Below are 25460 nucleotides of genomic sequence, written 5' to 3'. Positions count from 1 at the left end.
CCAGACGCGGTAATGCCGGCCGCTGGCCGGCATCCCGCGGACCTTCCACGGTTCTGACGCAGTTGCCGGCCAGCGGCCGGCACTACCGGGCTTACCCCAACCGCTTCAGTTCCCACGCGCGGTGGATGCGCGCGTTGCGCTCGAAATCCGGACCAATCGTGCGTGCGGTGATCTCGCGGCACTGGGCGAACTCGGCGATGGCGTTCTCTTCCAGCTTGAAGCGGCGGAAGTTGTTGGAGAAGTACAGCACGCCACCCGGTGCCAGCCGCGCCACCGCCGCACGCAGCAGCTTCAGTTGTTCGCGCTGCACGTCGAAGTCATCGGCGCGTGCGGAGTTGGAGAAAGTCGGCGGGTCACAGAAGATCACGTCGTACTGGCCACGGTCGCCTTCCAGCCACGCCATCGCGTCGGCCTGGACCAGCAGGTGCTGGTTGCCCCCCTGTCCGTTCAACGCCAGGTTGTCGTAGCACCATTGCAGGTAGGTAGCCGACAGGTCGACGCTGGTCGTGCTGGCGGCACCCGCCACGGCGGCCTGCACGCTGGCCACGCCGGTGTAGCAGAACAGGTTCAGGAAACGCTTGCCACGCACCTGCTCGGCCATCATCCGGCGCAGCGGGCGGTGGTCAAGGAACAGGCCGGTATCGAGGTAGTCGAACAGGTTCACCTGCAGCAGCGCGTTGTTCTCTCGCACCACGATGAACTCGTCGCGCTGCTCGAAGCGGCCGTACTTGCTGCCGCCCTTGCCGCGCTCGCGCGATTTCATCGACACCTGCTCCGGCGGCACGCCGAATACTTCGCGCGAGGCGGCCAGCAGCTCATTGCGGCGGCGGCGCACGTCGTTCTCGGGAATCGCCGCCGGTGCCGCATATTCCTGCACATGCAGGAAGGTACGCCGCCTGCCACCCTCTTCCTCGTAGACGTCGATGGCCGCCGCGTACTCCGGCAGGTCGGCGTCGTAGGCGCGGAAGCAGGTGATGTCCTCGCGGGCACGCCAGCTCTTGAACTTCTTCAGGTTCTTGCGCAGGCGGTTGGCCACCATCTGCGCGCCTTCGCTCAGCTCGCGGGGCTGTGCCGGATCACGGCCCGGAACAGCGATCGGATCGCAGACGATCAGCGCGCATTCCAGCGCACCGTTGAACATCTGGTACTTCTTGCTGGCGCGCAGGCCGGTGGCAAAGGCCAGTTCGTCATTGCCACACAGCAGGCTGGCGCGCCACTGCGGCACCGCCTTCTGCAAGGCATTGCCCAGTGCACGATACAACGCTGGATCGGCGGCCAGGCGCTCGTCGTACGGCGGGTTGCAGACCACCGCACCGATCTCCTGTTCCGGCGCGGCCAGGTCGGCGACATCGGCGCGGGTGAAACGGATCGCGTGGGCGACGCCGGCGACCTCGGCATTCTCGCGGGCCGCCTGGATCGCAGCCGGGTCGATGTCGCTGCCGTGGATGACCGGCTTCAGCGCGGCCAGGCCGGCCGCTTCGCGCTCACGTGCTTCGCTCTGGATGGACTTCCAGGCCGCCTTGTCGAAGCCCAGCCAACGGCTCGGCGGCAGGCTGCCATGCCGCATCAGGCCTGGGGCAACGTCTGCGGCCATCAGCGCGCCTTCGATCAGCAGCGTGCCGCTGCCACACATCGGGTCCAGCAGCCCACCGCCGGCGGCATGCAGGCGCGGCCATTGCGCGCGCAGCAGCAGCGCGGCGGCCAGGTTTTCCTTCAGCGGCGCCTCGTGGGCGGCACCGCGCCAGCCGCGGCGATGCAGCGGGCCACCGCCGAGGTCGATCGACAGCGAGGCGCGGCCCTTGCGCAGCGAGAGGTTGACGCGCACGTCGGGCAGATCGGTATTGACCGAGGGCCGCTCCAGGCCTTCGTCGCGCATGCGGTCGACGATCGCATCCTTGATCCGCTGCGCGGCAAAGCGTGCATGGGTGATCTTGTCGCCGGACACGTGCGCATCCACCGCCAGGGTCATCTCCGGCGAGATGTGCTCGTGCCACGGCAGTGCACGCACGCCGTCATACAGGGCCTGCTCGTCCGGGCAGTCGAACTCGTCGATCGGCCACAGCACCCGGCTGGCCAGGCGCGACCACATCACGATCCGCAGCGCCTGCGCCAGTTCGCCGTCGGCGTTGACGCCGGCAATGGTGGCGGTGGCCTTGCCAAGGCCCAGGGCCGACAGTTCATCGGCAAGCAGGTATTCCAGGCCCTTGGCGCAGGAGACGAAGAATTTCACGGGATCGGTTCGCAGGTGGTCGGGCGCGGCACAGGGGCCGGGCCGGTCGGAAAGGAGGGCCGTAGGCACGGCCGGCAGGCCCGCGCCGGGGGCGGCGGGGCTGCCATTGTAGTCAATGCGGGCGGGCGCGCCGTGCGCCCTGGCTTCACAGTTGCCGCAGCAGGCGCTCGAAGGCCTGCGCGGAGGCCTCCACGTGGCGCTCCAGGCGGTGACCGTCGTCAACCAGCAGCAACTGCGCCGAACGCGCCTGCGCCCAGGCAATCACGCCGGCAGCCGGTACCACATCGTCATGCCAGGCCTGCACCACCGTGGTCGGCACCGCAGCGGCGTCCAGCGCCGGCATCGGGCCCATGGTGGTCGGTGGCACCATCAGGAACAGGCCGGCTACCGGCACCTGCAGCGAGGCGATGGCGGAGATGTAGGCGCCCAGGCTGGAGCCGGCCAGCACCACCGGCCCCTGACGGGCCGCGATGGCGGCGCGTTCAACCAGACGGCGCAGGCGGGTCGGCACGTCGCCCACCCGGCTGACCTCGCTCATCGCGTCCAGGTCGGTGTAGTCGGGGCGCTCGTGGGTCCAGCCCAGGCGTTGCGCCACCTCGGCCAGCGCGGTGACCTTGGTCGCCTCCGGGCCGCTCTCGAAGCCATGGGAGAGGATGCAGTGGCCGCGGCTCATGCGCGTGCTCCGTCGGCGCGGGCCGGCGAGGAAAGGGAAGGCAGGTTCATGCCGCAATGCTAGCATCGCCGGATGCCCAACCCGCTCCTGCCCGGCCTGCAGCTGCAGCCCCTGCCCTATCACGACCGACTGCCGCTGCGGGATCCCGCCTCGCTGGAAATGGTAGTGATCCACTGCACCGAGCTGCCCGATCTGGCGATGGCCCGCGAGTACGGCGAGCGCGTGCTGTACGACAGCGGCGCCGGCAACAGCGGGCACTTCTACATCGACCGCGATGGCAGCGTGGTGCAGTACGTGGCGCCGGAACGCGTGGCCCATCACGTGCGCGGCATGAACGCGCATACGCTGGGCATCGAGCTGGTCAACCGCGGGCGCTATCCGGACTGGTTCGACAGCCGCCACCAGGCGATGGACGAGGCCTACACCGAGCCACAGCTGGAAGCGCTGGAGCGGCTGCTGCTGGCGCTGGTGGCGCGCTATCCGTCGCTGCGGCGGATTGCCGGGCACGACCAGCTGGATCTGGAGCAGGTGCCGGCCAGCGATGATCCGACGCTGAGGGTGGCACGCAAGCGCGATCCGGGGCCCTTGTTCCCGTGGGCACGGGTGCTGGCGAAGGTGCCGCTGCAGGGGTTGGAGTAAGCAGCAGGGCTGCGCCCTGCACCTGCAGAGGCAACGTCAACGTCAAGAGCTGGCATTCCGGGGTATGGCGGGGTGGATCCGATTGGGGGGGACGCCGTAAAGCCATCCATGGCGGCTTGGCCGCGGCATCCATGCCGCGGACACCCCCGCAACCGGACCCACCCCGCCTTCGACAGTTCTCCGCGATCCTTCGAATCGACACGGGGGCGGCTCCCGTTGCTACGCAACGGGCTCTGACCCCGATTTTCGGTTGATGGGGTCAGAGCCGTTCTCCGTTGGAAAACGGATCCGACCCCGCGCGGCTCAGGCGCCGGTCGCCACCGGGCGGCTGCTGTCGCTCACCCAACCACTCCAGGAATCGGCATAGATGCGTGCGCCGCTCAGGCCGGCCGTTTCCATCGCCAGCAGCAGGTGGCAGGCGGTCACGCCGGAACCGCACATCAGCACCACCTGCTGCGGATCGCGGTTGCCGATCACGCCCTGCAGTTCGGCGCGCAACTCCTGTGCGTCGCGCAGGCGGCCGTCGAGCACGTTCAATGCGAACGGGCGGTTGACCGCGCCCGGCACATGCCCGGCCACCGGGTCCAGCGGCTCCACTTCACCACGGAAGCGTTCACCCGCGCGCGCGTCGACCAGCCAGCCCGGCGCATGCTTCAGCCGCGCGGTGATTTCATCGGCGTTGGCGATCTGGGTGGTGTCGAAACGGCCTGGGTAATCAGGCAGCGCGTTCACCCCAGCCTGTCCGCTTTCCAACGCGTGGCCGGCGGCCTGCCACGCGGCGATGCCGCCGTCGAGTACGGCCACCCGGGTGTGACCGATCAGGCGCAGCAGCCACCACAGGCGCGAGGCGGTCATGCTGCCGTCGCTGCCATCGTAGACCACGACCTGGGTGTCGGGGCCGATGCCCCACTGCCCCAGCTTCGCAGCAAAGGCATCGCTGTCCGGCAATGGGTGGCGACCATGGCCGACGCGGCTGAGATCGGACAGATCACGGTTGAGATCGGCATGCACCGCAGTCGGTATGTGCCCTGCCAGGTACTGGCCGCCCGCAGCCTGCGGGTCGGCCAGCGAAGCACGCGCATCGACCACGCGCACGGCGGTACTGGCGGTGGCGCGCGCGTCGACCACCCGCACGCCGTCGCCCAGCGCAGCGGCAAGGGTGGCGACATCGACCAGGGTGGTCCACGGCGGATCGATCGGCTTCATTGCACTTGCTCCAGGCGGCGACGCAGGTTGTAGAGAATGGCGGCGGTCGCCCCCCAGATGCGCTGGCCCGGCCAGCCATACTCAAGGACGTGTCGAACCCGGCCGCGATGATTGATTTCGACCTGGCGCAGGCTGTCGGGCGCCATCAGGTAATCCAGTGGCACCTCGAATACCTCGGCCACTTCACTGGGCTGCGGGACCGGCACGAACTCCGGATCGACCACCGCCACCACCGGCGTGACCCGGTAGCCGGTGATCGTCACGAAGGGATCGAGATAGCCCAGCGCCTGCACCTGGCCGGGCGCCAATGCGATTTCTTCCTGGCTCTCGCGCAGCGCGGCCGCCAGCGCGTCGCGGTCATCGGGTTCGGTGCGGCCACCGGGGAATCCGACCTGGCCACCATGGGTGCGCAGTGTTTCGGTGCGACGGGTGAGGATCACCTGTGCGCCGTTGGCGCGCGGCACGATGCCGGCCAGCACCGCCGCCTCCACCGGAGGCCCGGGCGGTAGCAGGTCGACCAGCTCACTGCGGTTCCAGCCGTCGCCCGCAGGTGGTTGGGCCAAGGGGTGCAGCGCCCGCATCAGTCGCTCGTGGTCGGCCAGCGAGCCACGCAGCGATTGCTGCAGTTGTTCGCGCAGGGGCTGCACGCGATGCAGGATGCGGCTGCGTTCCTCGTTGCTCATCGACGACCACCGCGCGATCTCATCGATATGCCGCCCGCAGTCGGTGCATTGCCGGTGCGGATCCAGCGTGCACACTCCGATGCAGGGACTTGCGACAACACGCGCCGTTTCTTCCATTGTTTGCACCCGCCAACAGTAGCGCGATCGGGCTGAATTTGCGCGGGACGATACGACGCCCGTGGCGCAGCGCTACAGGTCGCGCACTGCGCAAACAAAACGCGCCGGTGGGGTCACCGGCGCGTTTGGTTTGCTGCTTCGATTTACTTGACGCTGACCAGCTTGATCTCGAACTGCACAGCCACGTTCGGCGGGAACGGGGTGCGCGGATCGGCACCGTAGGCCTGGTCCGGCGGCAGGGTGACTTCCCACTTCGAGCCTGCCGGCATCTGCAGCAGGGTCTCGCGCATGGCCTTCATTTCGACTTCGCTGACCTTGATCGACGGGATCTGCTGGGCCGGGCGGGCTTCGGTCGGGCGCTGGCCGTACGGGAACGGGCCGGCCACTTCCAGCTGCACGGTGCTGGCCTGGGTCGGCTTGGCGCCCTTGCCGGCCTCGATCACGCGGTACTGGACGCCGCTCGGCAGGGACTGCACGCCGGCCTTGGCCTTGTTCGCCGCGATGAACTGGTCGCTCTTGGTCTTGTTTTCGGCAGCCGCCTTTTCGTACTCGGCCTTGGCGGCCTGGGCACGGCCCTGCTCGCGCTTCTGGAACGCTTCAACGGCCGGCTTCAGCTGCTCGGCGGTGATCGCCGGCTGCTTCTTGGCGTAGGCATCCTGCAGGCCCTTCACCACCGAGTTGATGTCCAGCTGCTCACCACGACCGGTCAGCTCCGCCAGGTTGTTGCCGTAGTCGTAACCGAAGTAGTAGCTCAGCTTGCCCTTTTCGGACGAGACGTCCTGGGCGAAGGCATTGCCCGTCAGGGCCAGGGCCGCGACGGCGACCGCGATAGAACGCAACTTCATCAAACAGTTCTCCAGGGGTGGTAACTCAGGGACGTTCTGCGCCGCCCTGAGGCGACGGGTTAGGATAACGGGCGCAACGTGTAACCGCTACTCACGATGCAGGCTATGACCCGTCTGCGTTTGCAGAGTTCAATATCACTTCTTTTTAACGTTCCAGGAGTTTCCCCGTGGCCGATGCCCTGATCGCTGTCGCTGACGACGGCGCCATCCGCACCGTGACCGTCCAGCGCCCGGACAAGCTCAATGCCCTCAACGCCGCGACCCTGCAGGCCCTGGCCGATGCCTTCAGGGACGCCGCCGCCGATCCGGAGGTGCGCGTCGTGGTATTGACCGGGGCGGGCCCCAAGGCGTTCGTGGCCGGTGCCGACATCGCGGAAATGAACACTCTCAGCGCCGTTCAGGGACGTGATTTCTCGCTGCTGGGCCAGGCCCTGATGCGCCAGATCGAACGCATGCCCAAACCGGTCATCGCACGCGTGAATGGTTTCGCACTGGGCGGTGGCCTGGAACTGGCGATGGCCTGCCACCTGCGCATCGCCGCAGATACCGCCAAGGTCGGCCAACCGGAAATCAACCTCGGCCTGATCCCCGGCTTCGGCGGCAGCCAGCGCCTGCTGCGCCTGTGCGGCCGCGCCGCCACCCTGGAGCTGTGCCTGCTGGGGGCGCCGATCAACGCCGCGCGTGCGCTGGAACTGGGCATCGTCAACGAAGTCGTGCCGGCCGACGCGCTGGACAACCGGGTGCAGGACGTCGCCCGCCAGCTGGCACGCTCGGCCCCGCTGGCCCTGCGTGGCCTGCTCGACGCGGTGCACGTGGGCGGCGAATGCAGCCTGGAGGCCGGGCTGGAATACGAAAGTGCGCAGTTCGGCCTGCTGTTCGCCACCGAGGACATGCGCGAAGGCACCAGCGCCTTCCTGCAACGCCGCGCGCCGGCCTTCCAGAACCGCTGACGCCATGGCATCCCGACCCAACCCCGCGCAGTTGTTCGCCCGGGTCCAGGCAGACGATCTCGATGGTGCCCTGCAGGCCGGGCTGATGGACTACATCGTCCGTGCCGGCGACGACCGGTTGCTGCCTGACCACCCCGACCTTCCGCAACGCCTGTGCCAGGCCCAGCAGCAACTGCGCGCGGCCTGGGCTGCACGCGAACGCTACCGCGCCCGTGCGGTGCGCCTGGCCCGCCGCGAGGCCGAGCGCGATGCACGCCGCACCCCGGCACCAGCCCCGGACGTGAAGCCTGCCCTGCCCGCTGCGGCAGCCGCGATTCTGGCCCGGGCCAAGGCCCGCGCCAGTGGCAAGGAACAGTAATGGCCACCACGAAAAAGACCGCACGCGCCCCGGCGCGGCGTGGCGGCACGATGCCACGCGCCGACGTGGTGGAGATGTTCACCCGCCTGCGCGAACTCAACCCGCACCCGAAGACCGAACTGGAGTACAGCTCGCCGTTCGAGCTGCTGGTGGCGGTGGCGTTGTCGGCGCAGGCCACCGACGTCGGCGTCAACAAGGCCACGCGCCGCCTGTTCCCGGTCGCCAACACGCCGGCGAAGATCCTTGCGCTCGGCGAGGATGGCTTGAAGCAGTACATCGCCACCATCGGGCTGTTCAACGCCAAGGCAAAGAACGTGATCGCAACCTGCGCGATCCTGCTGGAGAAGCATGGCGGTGAAGTGCCGCGTGATCGCGAAGCGCTGGAAGCGCTGCCGGGTGTCGGGCGCAAGACCGCCAACGTGGTGCTCAACACCGCGTTCGGCGAGCCGGTGATGGCGGTGGACACGCATATCTTCCGCGTCGCCAACCGCACAGGACTGGCGCCGGGCAGGAACGTGCGCGAAGTGGAAGACAAGCTGGTGAAGGTGATCCCGGCCGAGTTCCTGCTCGACGCGCATCACTGGCTGATCCTGCACGGGCGTTATGTGTGCAAGGCGCGCAAGCCGGATTGCCCGGGCTGCGTGATCGCCGACCTGTGCCGGTTCAAGGAAAAGACCACGGCCGAGTGACGGCAGCATCCACGCAGGGCGTGGCTCTACTGCAACCGGGTCGCAATCCGGGCGTCATACGCAAGCGGTTTCAATGGCAGGCCCTGCCGTGACGGGGCCTGCGGCGGATGTCTGCCGCGCGTGAACTGTCACATTTACGCAATCTTTACCTTCTAGCCTGCGCGCATCTTCCCACCTGCCTGCAAGGCTCCTCTCCATGAAACTGCATCACCAACTCCTGACGGTGGCCGTGGCTGCTGCGCTGTATGTGCCGGCTGCACACGCCGAAGTCGCCATCGACGTGATCGGCGGTTCGGAAATCACCTTCGAAGGCCTGGTCCAGGCCGACGGCAACTGGTTCCACAACGATGTGGTCGACCTCAACGGTGGCGACGCCGGCAACGGCAAGAACAGCGAATTCGAACTGCGTCGCGCCGAGCTGGTGCTGAAGGGAAAGGGCCCGGGCAACGTGGAGTGGGTGGTCGGCTATGACGCCAAGGCCGACAAGTTCCTCGACACCAACGTGAAGTACAAGCTGCTGGGCAACGCCAACCACTTCCTGCAGCTGGGCCAGTTCAAGCAGCCCAACAGCCTGGAAGAACTGTCCAGCACCAAGAACAACGATTTCATTTCCAAGGCAGCGGTCACCAATACCTATGCCATCGCCCGCCGCCTGGGCGGCGCGTACAGCTACGGCCAGGACAACTGGTCGGTGACCGCCAGCGCCTTCGGCCGCGAGCTGACCCGCAACCTGGCCCACGGCAGCGGCTACGGCGCGCGTGGCACCTGGGCCCCGATCAATGAAAAGGGCCAGGTCCTGCACTTCGGTCTGAGCTACGTCAACTACGACGCCGACGCCGACACCCTGCGCGTGCGTGCGCGTCCGAATGCCGACCTCGCCACTGCCCGCCTGGTTGACAGCGGCAACCTGACCGACACCGACCGCGTCAGCACCATCGGTGCCGAAGCGATGTACTTCCAGGGCCCGTTCAAGGCCCAGGCCGAGTACTACACCAGCAAGGCCAAGCGCTACGACCACGACAACTACACCAGCGACGGCTACTACATCAGCGGCGTGTGGAACGTCACCGGCGAGACCTGGAGCTACAAGGGCGGCACTCCGGGCACCGGCCTGCCGAACAACCCGGCCGGCGGCCAGTGGCAGCTGGGCGTGCGCTACGACCACATGGACCTCAATGACGGCAACCTCGCCGCCAATCCGGTCGCCGGTCGCCCGCCGATCGTCGATGGCGTGCTGGGTGGCAAGATGGACATCTGGACCGTGGGCGCCAACTGGTACCTGCGTTCCAACTTCAAGCTGATGCTCAACTACGTGATGGTCGACAGCAAGAAGTACAGCTCCACGGCGCGCGGTTTCGTCAACGACGATCCCAACATCCTGGAAGCCCGCGCGCAGTTCTTCTGGTAAGTCCAGCCACCTGCATTGAACCGCGAAGGCACGGCCCCGGCCGTGCCTTCGTCGTTGCAGCGGTACCCGTGCCGCCCTGCCGGCGCAGCGGACGTGACATCCCTCATGACGCGTGTCACGCCCGCGTCATATGACAGACGCGGACGTGTCACGCAACCGTTATGGAATGTGCACCGAAACGTCGGGCAACCGCCCTTCGACCACCACCCCAGGAGTCTCCCCGTGATCCACGCCTTCAAATCGCGCGCCGCTGTCGCCATCCTGGCTGCATCGTCCGTGTTCGCCGCCAACGCCGCCGACATCACCGGCGCGGGCGCATCGTTCATCTACCCGGTCATGTCCAAGTGGTCGGCCGACTACAGCGCCGCAACCGGCAACAAGGTCAACTACCAGTCCATCGGTTCCGGCGGCGGTATTGCCCAGATCAAGGCCAAGACCGTTGATTTCGGCTCTTCCGATGCGCCGCTGAAGCCGGAAGACCTGGCTGCTGCAGGCCTGGCGCAGTTCCCGTCGGTGATCGGCGGCGTGGTGCCGGTAGTCAACGTGGCCGGCATCGCGCCGGGCGCGCTGAAGCTGGACGGCGCCGTGCTGGCCAACATCTTCCTGGGCAAGATCAAGAGCTGGAACGACCCGGCCATCGCCGCACTGAACCCGGGCGTGACCCTGCCCAACGCCAAGGTCACCGTCGTGCATCGTTCGGACGGCTCGGGCACCACCTTCAACTTCGTCAACTACCTGTCCAAGGTCAGCCCGGAGTGGAAGAGCTCGGTCGGTGAAGGCACCTCGGTGCAGTGGCCGGCCGGCATCGGCGGCAAGGGCAACGAAGGTGTTGCCGCCTATGTGAAGCAGATCAAGGGCGGCATCGGCTATGTCGAACTGTCCTACGCGCTTCAGAACAAGCTCTCCTACACCGCGATGAAGAATGCCGCCGGCAAGTTCGTGCAGCCGAGCGACACCTCGTTCGCTGCCGCCGCTGCCAGCGCCGACTGGGCCAACGCCCGCGACTTCTACCTGGTGATGACCAATGCGCCGGGCGCCGAGTCCTGGCCGATCACCGCCACCAACTTCATCCTGGTGCAGAAGACGCCGAAGAATGCTGCCAATGGCAAGGCGACCCAGGAGTTCTTCCGCTGGGTCTACAAGAACGGCGACGCCCAGGCCCGCCAGCTGGACTACGTGCCGCTGCCGGACAGCCTGGTCCGCCAGATCGAGACCTACTGGTCGCAGAACCTGAAGTAAGCGCGTTCCCCTGCAGGAACGGGGGCGGCGGGTCCTCTCTCCCCCGCCGCTCCCACCCGGGCGCGAGATCCTCGAGATCTCGCGCTCTTCTTGTTTTCGGGGATGCACCTGCCTCTGTAGAGCCGAGCCGACGCTCGGCTGCGCTCTGGAGCGTGCGGACCAACGGTCCGCACCTACCGTGGGCAGGGAGCTGTCGCGCATTGACGCTGCAAGGGCCAAGCCGCCGTCATATCGGTGCGCAGATCCGGGGTTTCCGGGTCCCGGCCGGATCGGCGCCAGCCCTGTGAAACCCTTGTCAGAACGTGATCCAGTACACCTCTGTCATGGTCGTAATACGGCTGTAACAAAAACATCATTTCATAGCCGCATCCGCCGACCACGTCGGCTCTTTCCCGCTATGGAGTGACCATGAAACTGCACTCGGCCGGCCTTGCCGCCCTTTCCCTGGCCATCGCCCTGGGCCTGTCGGCCTGCGGTGGCGACAAGCAGGCCGCGCAGCAGCCGGCTGCCGACGGTAACGCCGCTCCGGCCGCCGCCGGTGCCAAGGTGACCGCCGAAGTGTCCGGCGCGGGCGCGTCCTTCATCTTCCCGCTGGTCTCCAAGTGGTCGGCTGACTACAACGCCAGCACCGGCGCCAAGATCAACTACCAGTCGATCGGCTCCGGCGGCGGCATCGCCCAGATCAAGGCCGGGACCGTCGACTTCGGTTCGTCCGACAAGCCGCTGAGCAGCGAGGAGCTGGCCCAGGCCGGCCTGGCGCAGTTCCCGTCGGCCATCGGCGGCGTGGTGCCGGTGGTCAACATCGAAGGCCTGGAAGCCGGCAAGCTGCGCCTGAGCGGCGCCCTGCTGGCCGACATCTTCCTGGGCAAGGTCAAGACCTGGAACGACCCGGCGATCGTCGCCGCCAACCCGGGCGTGAAGCTGCCGGACGGCAAGATCACCCTGGTCCACCGTTCGGACGGTTCGGGCACCACCTTCAACTTCTCCAACTACCTGTCCAAGGTCAGCCCGGAGTGGAAGAGCAAGGTCGGCGAAGGCACCTCGGTGCAGTGGCCGGACGGCGTCGGTGGCAAGGGCAATGAAGGCGTTGCGTCCTACGTGAAGCAGATCAAGGGCTCGATCGGCTACGTCGAACTGGCCTATGCCCTGCAGAACGGCATGCCGTACACCGCCATGCAGAACGCCGCCGGCAACTGGGTCGAGCCGAGCGCGGAAACCTTCGCCGCTGCGGCCGCCAGCGCCGACTGGGCCAGCGCCAAGGACTTCAACCTGGTCATCACCAACGCCCCGGGCGAGCAGGCGTGGCCGATCACCGCCACCAACTTCATGCTGATGCAGAAGCAGCCGAAGGACGCCAAGCGCAACCAGGACACCCTGGCCTTCTTCAAGTGGGCCTTCGAGAACGGCCAGGCCCAGGCCAACGAGCTTCACTACGTGCCGCTGCCGGCCGAACTGGTCAAGCAGATCGAGGCCTACTGGGCGACCGACCTGAAGTGATGGACTCGACGGTGCCCGCCCCGCGCGGGCACCGCTTGTTCCACGCCGTGCCGCCCCGCCCCTTCCTGGCCCAGCCGTCCCCATGAATGCCATCGCCCAGCCTGTAGCCGCCCCGTCCACGCGTGATGCGCGTGATGCCCGCAACGACAAACTGTTCCGATGGGTGCTGGTCGGCACCGTCATCTTCGTACTGATCGCCCTGGCCTGCGCCGCGCTGTCGATGCTGTGGGGCGGTCGCCATGCCCTGCAGATGCAGGGGCTGAGCTTCTTCTTCTCCGCCGACTGGAATCCGGTCGAAAACAAGTTCGGCGCCCTGGCTCCGATCTACGGCACCCTGGTCACCGCCGTCATCGCGATGGTCATCGCCGTGCCGGTCAGCTTCGGCATCGCCTTCTTCCTCACCGAGGTCGCGCCGCGCTGGCTGCGTGGCCCGGTCGGTACCGCCATCGAACTGCTGGCCGGCATTCCCTCGATCATCTACGGCATGTGGGGCCTGTTCGTGCTGGTGCCGGTGATGACCGAGTACGTCACCCCGTTCCTCAACGAGACCCTGGGCGAATGGCCGGTCATCGGCCCGATGTTCCAGGGCCCGCCGCTGGGCATCGGCATGCTCACCGCCGGTTTCGTGCTGGCCATCATGGTCATTCCGTTCATTTCCTCGGTGATGCGCGAGGTGTTCCTGACCGTGCCCACCCGCCTGAAGGAATCGGCCTACGCGTTGGGCTCCACCAAGTGGGAAGTGAGCTGGGACATCGTCCTGCCCTACACCCGTTCGGCGGTCATCGGCGGCATCTTCCTCGGCCTGGGCCGCGCGCTGGGCGAAACGATGGCGGTGGCCTTCGTGATCGGCAACAGCGTGCGCCTGTCGCCGTCGCTGCTGGAACCGGGCACCACCATCGCCGCGCTGATCGCCAATGATTTCGGCGAAGCCACTGAAACCTACCGTTCGGCCCTGCTGCTGCTCGGCTTCGTCCTCTTCATCGTCACTTTCGTGGTGCTGGCCATCGCCCGCCTGATGCTGATGCGCCTGTCCCGCAAGGAGGGCAACTGATGTCCACCACCGCTGATTCGCTGTACCTGCGCCGCCGCATCGGCAACGTCGTTGCGATCACTGCGTCCTGCGCCACCGCCCTGTTCGGCCTGTTCTTTCTGGGCTGGATCCTGTTCACCCTGGCTGCCAAGGGCCTGGCCGGCATCAACTGGGATCTGTTCACCAAGATGACCCCGCCGCCGATGCAGGACGGCGGCCTCGCCAACGCCTTCTTCGGCAGTGCCGTGATGTGTGCACTGGCCATCGGCATCGGCACCCCGCTGGGCGTGCTGGCCGGTACCTGGCTGGCCGAGTATGGCAACGCCCGCAAGGCCGGCACCGTGGTCCGCTTCGTCAACGACATCCTGCTGTCGGCGCCGTCCATCGTGCTGGGCCTGTTCGTCTACACGCTGTACGTGATGCAGACCGGGGGCAACTTCTCGGCGTTCGCCGGCGCCCTGTCGCTGGCCTTCATCGTGCTGCCGGTGGTGGTACGCACCACCGACGAAATGCTGCGCCTGGTGCCCTCGCAGATGCGCGAAGCGGCCCTGTCGCTGGGCATCCCGCAGTGGAAGGTGATCGTGCAGGTGCTGTACCGCAGTGCCTCGGCCGGCATCATCACCGGCATCCTGCTGGCGCTGGCCCGCATTTCCGGCGAGACCGCTCCGCTGCTGTTCACCGCCTTCGGCAACCAGTACTGGAACAACAACATCTTCCAGCCGATGGCTTCGGTGCCGGTGGTGATGAACCAGTTCGCCGGCAGCCCGTATGAATCCTGGCAGGTACTGGCCTGGGCCGGTGCCCTGGTGCTGACTGTCTTCGTGTTGCTGGTCAGCCTTGCCGCCCGCGGCATCCTGCTGCGCAACCGTATCTCCCATGACTGACCTTTCCGTGGATAACGCCATGAACGACCTTTCCAACGCCGTGCCGATGCAGCGCATCGCCGTGCCGTCCTCGCACGAGAGCCTGCACACCCCGGCTCCGGTCAAGCTTGCCGCGCGCGGACTGGACTTCTACTACGACAAGTTCCACGCCCTGAAGGGCATCAACCTGGAAATCCCAGAGAAGCGCGTGACCGCGCTGATCGGTCCTTCCGGTTGCGGCAAATCGACCCTGCTGCGCATCTTCAACCGCATCTACGCGCTGTACCCGAAGCTGGAAGCGCGCGGTGAAGTGCTGCTGGACGGCGAGAACATCCTGTCGCCGAAGTACCCGATGAACCGCCTGCGCAGCAAGGTCGGCATGGTGTTCCAGAAGCCGGTGCCGTTCCCGATGACCATTTTCGAGAACGTGGCCTACGGCATCCGCCACCACGAGAAGCTGAGCAAGGCCGATATGGCCGACCGCGTCGAGCAGGCGCTGCGCCAGGGCGCACTGTGGGACGAAGTGAAGGACAAGCTGGGGCAGAGCGCACTGGGCCTGTCCGGTGGCCAGCAGCAGCGCCTGTGCATCGCCCGTGCCGTGGCCCTGCGCCCGTCGGTGCTGCTGCTGGACGAGCCGACCTCGGCGCTGGACCCGATCTCGACCAGCCGCATCGAGCAGCTGGTGGAAGAACTCAAGCACGAGTACACGATCGTGATCGTCACCCACAACATGCAGCAGGCTGCGCGCGTGTCCGACTACACCGCCTTCATGTACCTGGGCGACCTGATCGAGCACGACCGCACCGAAGTGATCTTCTCGCAGCCGTCGCAGCGGCAGACCGAGGACTACATCACCGGTCGCTTCGGCTGAAACCTCAGTCGAGCGTGGCTCGACTCTCCAGACAACGTCTGTCGAGCATGGCTCGACTCTACAGAGCGGAACAACCATGAACCTTCCCAACGACCACATCGTCAAGAGCTACGACGAGGAGCAGCAGCGCCTGGTGGCCGAAATCGTGCGCATGGGCGAGATGGCCGTCGCCCAGCTCGAAGCGGCGATGGACGTGATCGAGAAACGCGATGAGAACGCCGCCCATCGCATCATCGCCAACGACGAAGCGATCGACGCGCTTGAGCAGCAGATCAGCCACGACGTGATGCGCCTGGCGCTGCGTGGGCCGATGGCGCGCGACCTGCGCGAGATCCTCGCTGGCCTGCGCATCCCGGCCGACATCGAGCGCATCGGCGACTATGCAGCGAACGTGGCCAAGCGCTCGATCGCGCTGGGCAAGGTGCCGCCGCTGCCGCAGATCCAGGGCCTGCGCGCGCTGGGCCGCCTGGCCGCGCAGCAGGTGCGCCGTGCCATCGCCGCCTACCGCGACAACGATGCCGAGGCCGCACTGGCACTGCGCGAGGACGACGCCCGCCTGGACGCCCAGTACACGGCGCTGTTCCGCGAGCTGCTCACGTACATGATGGAAGACCCGCGCAACATCACCCCGTGCACCCACCTGCTGTTCATGGCCAAGAACCTGGAGCGCGTGGGCGACCACGCGACCAACATCGCCGAGAACGTGTGGTTCCTGGTGCACGGCGAGCAGCCGCTGCCACCGCGTGAGAAGCGTGACGAGACCTCCAGCACCGGCCAGCCCTGACGCTGCACTGCAACACCGGAGTCGACTCCAAGGTGGCCGCTGTCCTGTGACAGCGGCCTTCCTTTTTTGCGGTGTTCCGCCCGCGTTGTGGGCGCCGTGCTTGCCCGGCGCAGACCTTCCGGATGCTTCTGTAACAAATCTCACGAAAATTTGAGTTCTTGGCGAGGATTCGTTGAGTAGGATCGCTGCACCATCGTTTCACCCCGGGCACCTGCCCACCACCCAGGAGTAAGACCGATGAGCAGTTCCAACAAGACCCTGTCCCTGCTGACCGCTACCGCCCTGGCCGCCGGCCTGGGCATGACCGCCAGCGCCTCGGCGCTGAGCATGAGCGACCTCGCCCAGGGCTACCTTGTGGCCGGCCAGGCAGCCAAGGCCAGCACCGATGCCAAGGCCGCCGACACCAAGATGGCCGCTGACGCGACCAAGCACGCCGAAGGCAAGTGTGGTGCCGATGGCAAGAGCGGCGAAGGCAAGTGCGGTGCCGACAAGGGCAAGGCTGCCGGCGCAGCGGGCGCCAAGGCCAAGGCCGGCGACACGAAGTCGGCTGAAGGCAAGTGCGGCGAAGGCAAGTGCGGTGGCAAGCACTGACGTCCGCGCCAGCCTCGTCCACCCGCGGTCGCCGCTTCGTGCGGCGGCCGCCGGGTTGGGCCTGCGCCGGGCGCTGCTGCAGGACCTGCGTGACGCCCCGGAAGGCGACTTCGACTTCCTCGAATGCGCACCGGAGAACTGGATCCATGTCGGCGGCCCGGCCGGTGATGCCCTGGCCGAACTGGCGCAGCGCCATCCGCTGAGCTGCCACGGCCTGTCGCTGTCGCTGGGCGGCAGTGCACCGCTGGATACCCAGCTGCTGGAACAGGTCGGCCGGTTCCTGGAGAAGCACCGCGTGCCGCTGTACAGCGAGCACCTGAGCTACTGCAGCGACGACGGCCACCTGTACGACCTGCTGCCGATTCCCTTTACCGACGAAGCCGTGCGCCATACCGCCGCGCGCATCCGCACGGTGCAGGACCTGCTGGGCCGCCGTATCGCGGTGGAGAACGTGTCCTACTACCTGGCACCGGAACCGGCGATGGACGAGCTGGCGTTCACCAATGCGGTGCTCGCCGAAGCCGACTGCGACCTGCTGCTGGACGTCAACAACGTCTACGTCAACGCCTGCAACCACGGCTACGATGCCGATGCCTTCATCGCCGGCCTGCCTGCGCAGCGCATCGTCTGCCTGCATGTGGCCGGTCATCTGGATGAAGCCCCGGACCTGAAAATCGATACCCACGGCAGCGCGGTGATCGATCCGGTCTGGGCGCTGCTGGCACGTACCTATGCACGCATCGGCCCGCGCCCCACCCTGCTCGAACGCGATTTCAATTTCCCGCCTTATGCAGAACTGCAGGGCGAACTGCAGACCATCCGCCGCCTGCAGGCCACGCACGCCGGGATGGCACATGATTGATTCCGCCGACACCCTGCGCGCGCAGCAGCACGCGTTCACCGCACACCTGCGCGACCCGCAGGCGGTACCTGCGCCGGCCGGCCTGGATCCACGCCGGGTCGCGGTATACCGGCACCTGCTGTTCAACAACCTGCTCGGCCTGTTGAGCAACGGTTTCCCGGTCTGCGTGCGCCTGCTTGGCGAACCGGCCTGGAGCGCCCTGGTGCGCCACTACTTCGCCACGCATCGCTGCCAGACACCGCTGTTCACCGAATTGGCCGCTGAATTTGTGCAGTGGCTGCAGGCGCAGCCACAGCTGCCGCACCCGGCATTGGCCGAACTGGCGCACTACGAGTGGGTGGAAACCGCGCTGTACCAGCTGCAGGCCGAACCGCTTCCTGCGCCTGGCGATACTGATCCACTTCGGGTGCCGCTGCGGCGTTCGCCGCTGGCATGGCCGCTGCTGTACCAATGGCCGGTGCACCGTCTCGGTGCAGAGGATGCGCCGACCCAGCCCCTTCCAGAACCCACCGGCCTGCTGGTCCGCCGCGAAGCCGACGGTGAAGTGCGATTCGCCGCGCTCAGCCCGCTGGCGGTACACCTGCTGGCCAGCATCGGCGAACGGCCCGGCCTGGAAGGACAGACGTACCTGCAGCAGCTGGCCACCTCGCACGGCCTGGCCGAAGACGCACTGGCCGAGCCCGGTGCTGCACTGCTGCTGCAGTTCCTGCAGGCCGGCGTGATCGGCCCGCTCGCACCCCCGCCCTGACGCCTCTTCCACTGGAGATCCAACGATGAACCTGCCGCTCCTGGCCGCCGCGCGCGGCCGGCTGGACCGTCTCGCCCCCTGGGTGGCGCCGCTGGGCCTGCGCCTGCTGCTGGCCTGGGAATACTTCGAATCCGGCCGTGAGAAGCTGCACGGCCAGAACTGGTTCGCCGACCTGCAGGACGCCTTCCCGTTCCCGTTCAACCAACTGCCTGCTGCCCTGAACTGGCAGCTGGCCACCTGGTTCGAACTGGTTGGCGCGGCCTGCCTGCTGTTTGGTTTCGGTACCCGCTTCGCCGCCGCCAGCCTGCTGGTGCTGACCGTGGTGGCGACCTATGCGGTGCATTGGCCGATGCAATGGAATTCGCTGGGTGACCTCGCGATGGGGTATGCCATCAGCGACCAGGGCTACGGCAACTTCAAGCTGCCGGTGCTGTTCATGGCCATGCTGCTGCCGCTGATCTTCACTGGCGCCGGCAAGCTGAGCGTGGACGCCTGGTTGGCCCGGTGGCAGCTATCGGTCACGACGGCACGGCCTGCGGTGCGCTAGATGCCGGCCATGATCGGTGCGCCGTGTGCCAACCAAGGTTGGCACCGGAATCCTGAGCGTGCGATGCCCGGTAGGTGTCGACCTTGGTCGACACACGCCCACGCAGGGAACCCATGCGCAGAAGGCTGGCCGGGCGCTCAGGGTCGCTCTGCTAGAATTCACGCATGACTGACTCCCCCTCCGCACCTGCCGCCGCTCCCGATTCCGCAGTACCCCAGGCGCAGCGCGCGATGTCACAACGCTTCCGCGGCTTCCTGCCGGTGGTGGTGGATGTGGAAACCGGTGGCTTCGACAGCCAGCGCAATGCGCTGCTGGAAATCGCTGCGGTGCCGATCGAGATGGACGAGAACGGCCTGCTCTACCCCGGCCAGACCGCCAGTGCCCACGTGGTCCCAGCCGAGGGCCTGGAAATCGATCCGAAGTCGCTGGAAGTGACCGGCATCATCCTCGACCACCCGTTCCGGCTGGCCAAGGAAGAAAAAGCGGCGTTGGACCACATCTTCACTCCGGTGCGTGCGGCGATGAAGAAGTACGGCTGCCAGCGCGCGATCCTGGTGGGCCACAACGCGCATTTCGACCTCGGCTTCGTCAACGCGGCCGTGGCCCGCACCGGCCACAAGCGCAACCCGTTCCATCCGTTCAGCGTGTTCGACACGGTCACCCTGGCCGGTATCGCCTACGGCCAGACCGTGCTGGCGCGTGCGGCCACCGCCGCCGGGCTGGGTTGGGATGCCAACGAGGCACACAGCGCGGTGTATGACACCGAGCAGACCGCGCGGCTGTTCTGCACCATCGCCAACGCCTGGCCGCGGTGAAGCGGCCAACGGCGGAGCCCCTCGTGGCGTGAAGCGAATCATCAGTTGGGCCGGGCGGGTGGACTGCGCAGGGGACGCTGCAAGTACGTCCATGTAAGCTCGGTCGCCGCATCCATGCGGCTCACGCCCCTGCGCAGCCCACCCGTCCGGCCACGGACACGTTGCTGGGTGCCACGGAAAGATCAGAAAAGCAGGAGCAACAGCGGATCGCTGCGCTCGTTGGGGCTGCCGACGACCTCTGTGGTGGGTACTCCTTTGGTGGGTGCCGACCATTGGTCGGCACCGCCGCTTGGTGCGGCACTCCAGTAGATCCACGCCATGCGTGGATGTGATCAACCGATGCTCGTGCGATCGCGGCCGTCGCTCTTGGCACGGTACAGCGCGCGGTCGGCGCGCTGGTACAGCAGTGCCGGGGTGCGGTCGTCGGCATCCAGCTCTACCAGGCCCGCGCTGAAGGTGACACGCAGGCCCGCCACGCCGCCCCAATCGGGATGATCATGGAACAGGCCACGCAGGCGCGCGCACAGCTGTGCGGCTTCCTCCAGGCGGGTGTCGTTGAGCAGCAGCGCGAACTCTTCGCCGCCGGTGCGCGCCGGCAGGTCGGAGTCGCGGCAGGCCGCTGCGATCAATGACGCCACCTGCACCAGCACGGCATCGCCGATGCTGTGGCTGTGGCGGTCGTTGACCTCCTTGAAGTGATCGATGTCGAGCACCACCAGGCACAACGGATGACCACTGCGCTGTGACCGGGCGAAGTCACGCGCCAGCGTTTCGTCGAAGGCACGGCGATTGGCCAGGCCGGTCAGGGCATCCTCGCGGGCCTGCCGCTCGAAGGCTTCGGCCTGGCGCGCCAGGCGCTCGGCCAGTTCGGTCTTTTCCTGGTTCAGCGCCTGCAGGTGCACCGTCTTGGCCTGCAGGTCGAAGGTCGCTTCGTCCACCCGCCGTGCCAGGCGCAGGTTGCTGGCCTTCAGCTGCTGCAGCAGCAGCCGGTACAGCAGCACCAGGCCAGCCAGCAGCAGCATCCCCGCCAGCACCTGCACGCTGCGGCGCTGCCACCAGAACGGCTCCACGGTGAAGCTCCACACCGCCTCCTGTTGGCCCCAGCTGCCGCCGGGATGGGCGGCCGCCACATGCAGGGTGTAGTCGCCCGGCGGCAGGCCGACGAACTCAACGCTGCGCTGTGGGCCGCGCTCGACCCAGCCGGCATCCAGCCCGTCCAGCCGCGTGCGGTAGCGGATCCGGTCAGACATCAGGTAGCTCAGGCCGACATAACTCACCGCCAACCGGCGCCCCCCTGGAATATGGTTGCGATCCGGCCCTTCCCAATGCACCGGCGCGCCATCCACCTGCACGCTCTCGATCGCGGCCGGCGGCGATGGCCGCTCGCGGAAACGCTGCAGGCGCTGCGGGTCGACCGTGCTCAGGCCGCCTGCGGTGACCACCCAGAACGTGCCGTCCTGGCGCAGGATCGCCGATGGGCTGGAGCTGCCGTTGGCCTGTGCATTGGCCATGCCGTCGATCTCGTTGTAACGCTCCACCGCCACCCGCGGCGTGCGGCCATCGGCCACGGCGTTGAGGGTGGCCATATCGGTGCGCAACACGCCGCGATTGCTGCTGATCCACACATTGCCAAGGCGATCCGGCACCAGCTGGAACACCGCATCCACCGGCATGCCCTGCTCCAGGCCGACCCGTGCCAGCCTGCCATTGCGCCAGCGGTAAAGGCCGCGATCACTGCTGATCCACATCGCGTCGCCCAGCTGGTGGAAGCCGAACACGCTGCGGCCACCGCCCAGCGGCGCCAGATCGATCGACTGCACGTGGTCGCCGCGCAGCACGCGGATGCCTTCGATGGTGCCGATCCACAGGTTGCCCTGATGGTCATGCTCAAGCGCGGTGATCAGGCCGCCGGGCATGCCCGGCACGTTCGAGACCTGCACATGGTCGCCGTCGATGCGCACCACGCCCTTCTGCGTGCCGGCCCAGACCACGCCCTGGGAATCAACGCTGATCGCACGGATGTTGCCACCCGGCATGCCGTCGGCTGCGGCGTAGTTGTGGCGCAGGTGGCCGTCGCGGCCGAGCCGGTAGACCCCATCGCCGAAGGTGCCCACCCACAGATCACCATCCGGCCCCTGCGCCAGGCTCAGGACGGACGGTGCCTTGCCACCGCGGTTGTGCAGCGGCACGGCACGGAACCGGCCATCCGGCGTCTGCAGGTCCAAGCCACTGGCGCTGCCGACCCACAGCTGGCGATCTCGATCCTCGAATACCGTGCGCACGTAGTCGCCACTGAGCCCATCGCGCTCGGTGTAGCTGCTGAACAGCGTTTCGCGCAGGCGATAGAGCCCGCCGTTGGCGCCCACCCAGATGCTGCCTTCGGCATCCTCGCGCAGGCTGACCACGCGTCCGCCCGGCAGGTTCAGGCCGGCCGGCAGTCGCTCCAGGCCATGTGCGGAGATGCGCAGCAGGCCCTGGTTCTCGGTTCCCAGCCACAGGTCACCGTGCCGGTCCTGCAGCATCGAGGTCATGTGCAGCTGGCCCGGCAGGCGGTGCACCAGCACCAGCTGGTCGTCCTCCACCCGGTACAGGCGCTCACCGGCGACGATCCACAACGCGCCATCCGGCGCACGGTAGGGCCACGACAGGCCACTGCCGGCACCCAGCCCCCATGCGGCGGGGGCGCGCTTGAGCACGCCATCGTTGTCGCGCAGCACCAGCCCGTCCAGCGTACCGACCCAGACCCGGTCCTGCGCGTCGACCACCAGCCTGGTGAAGCTCATCGCCATCGGCAGGTCCGCCGCCGGCGCCTGGTAGACAATGCCGCTGTCCGGCGTCAGGTAGCCGATGCCCTTGCCTTCGTACAGCAGCCACAGCCGGCCCTGGCTGTCCATCTGCATGGACTGGATCAACACCTGCGGCGTATCGGCCTGGTGCTCCCAGACCCGCCATTGGCCATCACTGCCACGGTGGCTGACGTTGCCGCGTGAATCGCTGATCCACAGTCCGCCCTGGCGGTCGACGAACAGAGCACCGATGCCGTTGTCGCGCAGGCCCGGGCGCGTGCTGCGGTCGAACACGGTGAAATCCAGGCCGTTGTAGCGCACCAGCCCTTCCCAGGTGGCGAACCACAGATGGCCTTCCGGTGTCTGCGCAATGTCGCGCAGCGAGTTGTGCGGCAGGCCATTGCGCGAGGTCCATACATCAATGGCGTAGTCGCGCAGCGGGGGCGCGCCTTCCTGCGCAGCCAACGGCAGCGCGAGGGCCAGCAGCAGCCACAACAGGCCCTGCCGCAGTGCCCGCCTGAATCCTGATGCGCGGCGCTCCACCCAGCGCCTCTTGTCCCCCTGCCCGCCCATCACCGCAGCGGCGGCGGCCAGGTGCGGCTGCAGGACGCGGCAGCGTGCGGGAACGGCCGGGCAGCGTGCAATGGCATGCCGGCAGGAACGGGCTGGCTCATCGGGGGGAGACTGGGGAGATGCGCAGATGATAGGCCAAACCCCGGCCCCGGCGTCACCGTCCGCAGCGCGCCGACTCAGCCGGCGCGGCCGGGCGCCACCACCTGGGCACTGGCCGGCCACTGCACCACCGCCTCCAGGCCACCTTCGGCCCGGTTGCGCAGCCACAGCCGGGCGCCGTCCTTCTCGGCCAGGGCGCGCGCGATGGTCAGGCCCAGGCCGGCCCCGCCGGTTTCGCGCGAACGCGAGGTCTCCACCCGCACGAACGGATCGAACACCGCCTCCAGCTGCTCTTCGGCCAGGCCCGGGCCGTCATCGGCCACCACCACGGTAATTGCACCGCCGCTCCGCTCAACCCGCACCCGTGCCCGCTGCGCGTACATCACCGCGTTGTCCACCAGGTTGGAGAACAGCCGGTGCATGGCCAACGGACGCAACATCAGCACCGAACCACTGCCCCCTTCGAAGACCACATCACCGCCGCCTTCGGCGGCGTCCTCAACAATGCTCTCCAGCAGCGAATCCAGGTCCAGTGCGGCGCGCTGCTCGGCACTCTCGGCGCTGCGCGCCAGTTCCAGGCCCTCGCGCACCAGCGCCTGCATCGCCGCCAGGTCGCCGATCAGGCGCTCACGCAGGGCCTCGTCGCTGACATTCTCCAGGCGCAGGCGCAGCCGCGTCAGCGGCGTCTGCAGGTCGTGGGTGATCGCCGCCAGCATCTGCGTGCGTTCGGCCAGGTGCCGCTGCAGGCGGTGCTGCATGGCGTTGAAGGCTTCGGCGGCACGCTGCACTTCGCGCGGCCCGCGCAGTGGCAACGGGTCGCGCTGCAGGTCATCGCCAAGGTCTTCTGCGGCTGCGGCCAGTTCCTGCAGCGGCGCGCTGGCCATGCGCGCGACGATATAGGCCAGCACGGCAATCGCCAGCACCAGCAGGGTCAGGAACCATGGGTCCACGGCGAGGATGCCGTTGTGCGCCACCGCCGGCGAGTCCAGTGCCAGCTTCAGCAGCGTGCCGTCGTTGAGGGTCACGTCCACTGCACGGCATCTGGGCGGGATGAACGCGGGGTCGCGTTCGCGCGGCGGCCGCCGGTGGCCCGGCGGCGGCGGCGGCAGCAGCTCCTGCAGTTTGGGAATGCAGGAGCGGAACGAAGCGAAGTGCACGTGCGCGCGCGACACCGGCCCGGGGCGGTCTTCCAGTACTTCCATCAGCGCCGTGTCGGCACGCCCCAGGCGTGCGCCCGGCTGCAGCGCGCGCACGCTCGGCCCGCCGATCGCCAGCAGGCGCTCGCGCAGCTCCGGATTGCCGTCCAGCAGGTTGACGTAGCCCTGCAGGCGGTCGGCGATGCGGTTCAGGTTCTGCCGCTCGAACTCCTGCTGGCGCTTGGAGGTGGCCAGCATGGTCGCGCCGATCGCAGCCACCGCCATGCCCAGCAGCAGGATCACGAACAACCGCCCGACCATCGAGGACAGGAAATGGCGCAGGCGCTTCATCGCGGTTTATTCCAGGTTGACCGACGAGGCCAGCACGTAGCCTTCGTTGCGCACGGTCTTGATCAGTCCATCCGGGCCACCATCGTCGCCCAGCTTGTTGCGCAGGCGGCTGACCTGCAGGTCGATCGCGCGGTCCTGAGCCTCGTAGTTGCGGCCACTGCTGAGCGCGACCAGCTGCTCGCGCGACAGCACCTTGTTGGCGTGGGCGATGAACACCCGCAGCAGGCGGAACTCGGCGCCGGACAGCACCACCACGCGGCCATCCGGATCGACCAGGTGGCGATGCTCCAGGTCGAATACCCAGCGCGAGAAACGCGCGCGGCGTACCGCCAGTGGTTCCAGGTTGGCCGGCAGCGCCTCGGTCCGGCGCAGCACGTTGCGGATGCGCGCCAGCAGCTCGCGCGGCTCGAACGGCTTGGCCAGGTAGTCGTCGGCGCCCATTTCCAGGCCCAGCACGCGGTCGATCGGCTCGGCGCGCGCGGTCAGCATGATCACCGGCGTGTTCGAACGCGCACGCAGGTCACGGCACAGGGTCAGACCATCCTCGCGCGGCAGGTTGAGGTCCAGCACGATCAGGTCCACGTGCTCGCGGTCCAGCAGCTGGCGCATGGCGGTGCCATCGGCCGCAGTGCTCACCTGGTAGCCGGCGCGGCCGAGCTGCTCGGCCAGCAGCGTGCGGATGTCGTTGTCGTCGTCGACGATCAGCAGTCGATGCATCGGGTTTTCAGTCTCCATGTCGCGATCATCCCGTGTCGGCAGCTGAACCGCATCCGGGGCAATGCGTACCAGTGTATCCACCCGCGGGCGGGATACCTGTGGTTACGCCTGTTCACCGACAGTGTTACATACAGACATACCCCGAGGATTGAG

At 67.5% G+C, this 25460-nt stretch carries 24 protein-coding genes; 16 read left to right on the top strand and 8 right to left on the bottom strand.

From position 1 onward, the window contains the following. Positions 1-91: 91 nt before the first annotated feature. Together rlmKL and ROV93_RS01935 are read right to left on the bottom strand one after the other, a co-directional pair. On the bottom strand, positions 92-2230 hold the full coding sequence (gene rlmKL / locus ROV93_RS01940; protein ID WP_072166775.1) for a bifunctional 23S rRNA (guanine(2069)-N(7))-methyltransferase RlmK/23S rRNA (guanine(2445)-N(2))-methyltransferase RlmL: 2139 nt from the start codon (positions 2228-2230) through the stop codon (positions 92-94). 145 nt (positions 2231-2375) lie between these two features. Then, positions 2376-2903, bottom strand: coding sequence for an alpha/beta hydrolase (locus ROV93_RS01935; protein WP_024958728.1), 528 nt, complete (start codon positions 2901-2903; stop codon positions 2376-2378). Positions 2904-2975: 72 nt separating this feature from the next. Between ROV93_RS01935 and ROV93_RS01930 the strand changes: the two genes are divergently transcribed. Further along, positions 2976-3542, top strand: coding sequence for an N-acetylmuramoyl-L-alanine amidase (locus ROV93_RS01930; protein ID WP_111007601.1), 567 nt, complete (start codon positions 2976-2978; stop codon positions 3540-3542). A gap of 303 nt (positions 3543-3845) precedes the next feature. Here the strand turns inward: ROV93_RS01930 and ROV93_RS01925 are convergent, their stop codons facing one another. The 3 genes from ROV93_RS01925 to ROV93_RS01915 all read right to left on the bottom strand — a co-directional run bounded on the left by ROV93_RS01925 (position 3846) and on the right by ROV93_RS01915 (position 6393). After that, positions 3846-4748 (bottom strand): sulfurtransferase, encoded by a 903-nt coding sequence (locus ROV93_RS01925; protein WP_312538495.1) that lies wholly within the window; start codon positions 4746-4748, stop codon positions 3846-3848. Continuing rightward, complete coding sequence (locus tag ROV93_RS01920; RefSeq protein WP_072166778.1) at positions 4745-5548, bottom strand: CoA pyrophosphatase; 804 nt, start codon at positions 5546-5548, stop codon at positions 4745-4747. Before ROV93_RS01920 ends, ROV93_RS01925 begins: the two co-directional genes overlap by 4 nt. 143 nt (positions 5549-5691) lie before the next feature. Further along, positions 5692-6393, bottom strand: a complete 702-nt coding sequence (locus ROV93_RS01915) for an FKBP-type peptidyl-prolyl cis-trans isomerase N-terminal domain-containing protein (RefSeq protein WP_005408797.1) — start codon at positions 6391-6393, stop codon at positions 5692-5694. 167 nt (positions 6394-6560) lie between these two features. On the opposite strand from ROV93_RS01915, the gene ROV93_RS01910 reads away from it, so the two are divergent. The 15 genes from ROV93_RS01910 to rnt all read left to right on the top strand — a co-directional run bounded on the left by ROV93_RS01910 (position 6561) and on the right by rnt (position 19645). Next, complete coding sequence (locus ROV93_RS01910; RefSeq protein WP_049411256.1) at positions 6561-7343, top strand: enoyl-CoA hydratase-related protein; 783 nt, start codon at positions 6561-6563, stop codon at positions 7341-7343. A gap of 4 nt (positions 7344-7347) precedes the next feature. Beyond that, positions 7348-7701 carry a hypothetical protein gene (locus tag ROV93_RS01905; protein WP_005415900.1) on the top strand — a complete coding sequence of 118 codons (354 nt, stop codon included), beginning with the start codon at positions 7348-7350 and terminating at the stop codon, positions 7699-7701. Next, entirely contained in the window at positions 7701-8390 is a 690-nt protein-coding gene (gene nth / locus ROV93_RS01900; RefSeq protein WP_053501078.1) for an endonuclease III, read from the top strand. Before ROV93_RS01905 ends, nth begins: the two co-directional genes overlap by 1 nt. 196 nt (positions 8391-8586) lie before the next feature. Next, the gene (locus ROV93_RS01895; RefSeq protein ID WP_049411264.1) at positions 8587-9798 is read left to right on the top strand and encodes an OprO/OprP family phosphate-selective porin; all 1212 of its coding nucleotides are present in this window, start codon (positions 8587-8589) and stop codon (positions 9796-9798) included. 222 nt (positions 9799-10020) lie between these two features. Next, positions 10021-11037, top strand: a complete 1017-nt coding sequence (gene pstS / locus ROV93_RS01890; protein WP_072166779.1) for a phosphate ABC transporter substrate-binding protein PstS — start codon at positions 10021-10023, stop codon at positions 11035-11037. 408 nt (positions 11038-11445) lie between these two features. Continuing rightward, on the top strand, positions 11446-12534 hold the full coding sequence (gene pstS, locus ROV93_RS01885) for a phosphate ABC transporter substrate-binding protein PstS (protein WP_072166780.1): 1089 nt from the start codon (positions 11446-11448) through the stop codon (positions 12532-12534). A gap of 82 nt (positions 12535-12616) precedes the next feature. Continuing rightward, positions 12617-13585, top strand: a complete 969-nt coding sequence (gene pstC, locus ROV93_RS01880) for a phosphate ABC transporter permease subunit PstC (RefSeq protein WP_012479635.1) — start codon at positions 12617-12619, stop codon at positions 13583-13585. After that, a complete protein-coding gene (pstA, locus tag ROV93_RS01875; protein WP_005415894.1) occupies positions 13585-14448 on the top strand; it encodes a phosphate ABC transporter permease PstA in 864 nt (287 codons plus the stop codon). Before pstC ends, pstA begins: the two co-directional genes overlap by 1 nt. 19 nt (positions 14449-14467) lie before the next feature. Beyond that, positions 14468-15298: a phosphate ABC transporter ATP-binding protein PstB gene (gene pstB, locus ROV93_RS01870; protein ID WP_049411272.1), complete on the top strand. Its 831-nt coding sequence runs from the start codon at positions 14468-14470 to the stop codon at positions 15296-15298. A 76-nt stretch (positions 15299-15374) separates the two neighbouring features. Then, a complete protein-coding gene (gene phoU / locus ROV93_RS01865; protein ID WP_005415893.1) occupies positions 15375-16082 on the top strand; it encodes a phosphate signaling complex protein PhoU in 708 nt (235 codons plus the stop codon). Positions 16083-16319: 237 nt separating this feature from the next. Further along, complete coding sequence (locus tag ROV93_RS01860; protein WP_069137970.1) at positions 16320-16673, top strand: hypothetical protein; 354 nt, start codon at positions 16320-16322, stop codon at positions 16671-16673. Further along, positions 16660-17535 carry a DUF692 domain-containing protein gene (locus ROV93_RS01855; protein WP_072166781.1) on the top strand — a complete coding sequence of 292 codons (876 nt, stop codon included), beginning with the start codon at positions 16660-16662 and terminating at the stop codon, positions 17533-17535. The genes ROV93_RS01860 and ROV93_RS01855 overlap by 14 nt, the downstream gene beginning before the upstream one ends. Next, a complete protein-coding gene (locus ROV93_RS01850; RefSeq protein ID WP_072166782.1) occupies positions 17528-18283 on the top strand; it encodes a putative DNA-binding domain-containing protein in 756 nt (251 codons plus the stop codon). Before ROV93_RS01855 ends, ROV93_RS01850 begins: the two co-directional genes overlap by 8 nt. A gap of 25 nt (positions 18284-18308) precedes the next feature. Then, complete coding sequence (locus ROV93_RS01845; protein ID WP_072166783.1) at positions 18309-18830, top strand: DoxX family protein; 522 nt, start codon at positions 18309-18311, stop codon at positions 18828-18830. Positions 18831-19060: 230 nt separating this feature from the next. Beyond that, positions 19061-19645 carry a ribonuclease T gene (gene rnt / locus ROV93_RS01840; RefSeq protein ID WP_005408782.1) on the top strand — a complete coding sequence of 195 codons (585 nt, stop codon included), beginning with the start codon at positions 19061-19063 and terminating at the stop codon, positions 19643-19645. Positions 19646-19977: 332 nt separating this feature from the next. Here the strand turns inward: rnt and ROV93_RS01835 are convergent, their stop codons facing one another. The 3 genes from ROV93_RS01835 to ROV93_RS01825 form a co-directional block, all read right to left on the bottom strand. Then, positions 19978-23004 carry a ligand-binding sensor domain-containing diguanylate cyclase gene (locus ROV93_RS01835; protein ID WP_180890284.1) on the bottom strand — a complete coding sequence of 1009 codons (3027 nt, stop codon included), beginning with the start codon at positions 23002-23004 and terminating at the stop codon, positions 19978-19980. Between the two features lie 176 nt (positions 23005-23180). Beyond that, positions 23181-24590: an ATP-binding protein gene (locus ROV93_RS01830; protein WP_072166784.1), complete on the bottom strand. Its 1410-nt coding sequence runs from the start codon at positions 24588-24590 to the stop codon at positions 23181-23183. 6 nt (positions 24591-24596) lie between these two features. After that, the gene (locus tag ROV93_RS01825; protein WP_005415886.1) at positions 24597-25325 is read right to left on the bottom strand and encodes a response regulator; all 729 of its coding nucleotides are present in this window, start codon (positions 25323-25325) and stop codon (positions 24597-24599) included. Positions 25326-25460: the final 135 nt, after the last annotated feature.

This window comes from Stenotrophomonas maltophilia group sp. msm4 (assembly GCF_032025605.1).
Taxonomy (GTDB): Bacteria; Pseudomonadota; Gammaproteobacteria; order Xanthomonadales; family Xanthomonadaceae; genus Stenotrophomonas; species Stenotrophomonas sepilia.
Note: the sequence above shows the minus strand (reverse complement) of the source record. Positions and strands in the feature narration are given on the sequence as shown.

Excerpts from the sequence above, each read along its gene's own strand:
- ROV93_RS01935 (WP_024958728.1), bottom strand. The coding sequence starts at position 2,903 with ATGAGCCGCGGCCACTGCATCCTCTCCCATGGCTTCGAGAGCGGCCCG.
- ROV93_RS01930 (WP_111007601.1), top strand. The coding sequence starts at position 2,976 with ATGCCCAACCCGCTCCTGCCCGGCCTGCAGCTGCAGCCCCTGCCCTAT.
- ROV93_RS01925 (WP_312538495.1), bottom strand. The coding sequence starts at position 4,748 with ATGAAGCCGATCGATCCGCCGTGGACCACCCTGGTCGATGTCGCCACC.
- ROV93_RS01920 (WP_072166778.1), bottom strand. The coding sequence starts at position 5,548 with ATGGAAGAAACGGCGCGTGTTGTCGCAAGTCCCTGCATCGGAGTGTGC.
- ROV93_RS01915 (WP_005408797.1), bottom strand. The coding sequence starts at position 6,393 with ATGAAGTTGCGTTCTATCGCGGTCGCCGTCGCGGCCCTGGCCCTGACG.
- ROV93_RS01905 (WP_005415900.1), top strand. The coding sequence starts at position 7,348 with ATGGCATCCCGACCCAACCCCGCGCAGTTGTTCGCCCGGGTCCAGGCA.
- nth (WP_053501078.1), top strand. The coding sequence starts at position 7,701 with ATGGCCACCACGAAAAAGACCGCACGCGCCCCGGCGCGGCGTGGCGGC.
- ROV93_RS01895 (WP_049411264.1), top strand. The coding sequence starts at position 8,587 with ATGAAACTGCATCACCAACTCCTGACGGTGGCCGTGGCTGCTGCGCTG.
- pstS (WP_072166780.1), top strand. The coding sequence starts at position 11,446 with ATGAAACTGCACTCGGCCGGCCTTGCCGCCCTTTCCCTGGCCATCGCC.
- pstC (WP_012479635.1), top strand. The coding sequence starts at position 12,617 with ATGAATGCCATCGCCCAGCCTGTAGCCGCCCCGTCCACGCGTGATGCG.
- pstA (WP_005415894.1), top strand. The coding sequence starts at position 13,585 with ATGTCCACCACCGCTGATTCGCTGTACCTGCGCCGCCGCATCGGCAAC.
- pstB (WP_049411272.1), top strand. The coding sequence starts at position 14,468 with ATGAACGACCTTTCCAACGCCGTGCCGATGCAGCGCATCGCCGTGCCG.
- phoU (WP_005415893.1), top strand. The coding sequence starts at position 15,375 with ATGAACCTTCCCAACGACCACATCGTCAAGAGCTACGACGAGGAGCAG.
- ROV93_RS01860 (WP_069137970.1), top strand. The coding sequence starts at position 16,320 with ATGAGCAGTTCCAACAAGACCCTGTCCCTGCTGACCGCTACCGCCCTG.
- ROV93_RS01850 (WP_072166782.1), top strand. The coding sequence starts at position 17,528 with ATGATTGATTCCGCCGACACCCTGCGCGCGCAGCAGCACGCGTTCACC.
- ROV93_RS01845 (WP_072166783.1), top strand. The coding sequence starts at position 18,309 with ATGAACCTGCCGCTCCTGGCCGCCGCGCGCGGCCGGCTGGACCGTCTC.
- rnt (WP_005408782.1), top strand. The coding sequence starts at position 19,061 with ATGTCACAACGCTTCCGCGGCTTCCTGCCGGTGGTGGTGGATGTGGAA.
- ROV93_RS01835 (WP_180890284.1), bottom strand. The coding sequence starts at position 23,004 with ATGGGCGGGCAGGGGGACAAGAGGCGCTGGGTGGAGCGCCGCGCATCA.
- ROV93_RS01830 (WP_072166784.1), bottom strand. The coding sequence starts at position 24,590 with ATGAAGCGCCTGCGCCATTTCCTGTCCTCGATGGTCGGGCGGTTGTTC.
- ROV93_RS01825 (WP_005415886.1), bottom strand. The coding sequence starts at position 25,325 with ATGGAGACTGAAAACCCGATGCATCGACTGCTGATCGTCGACGACGAC.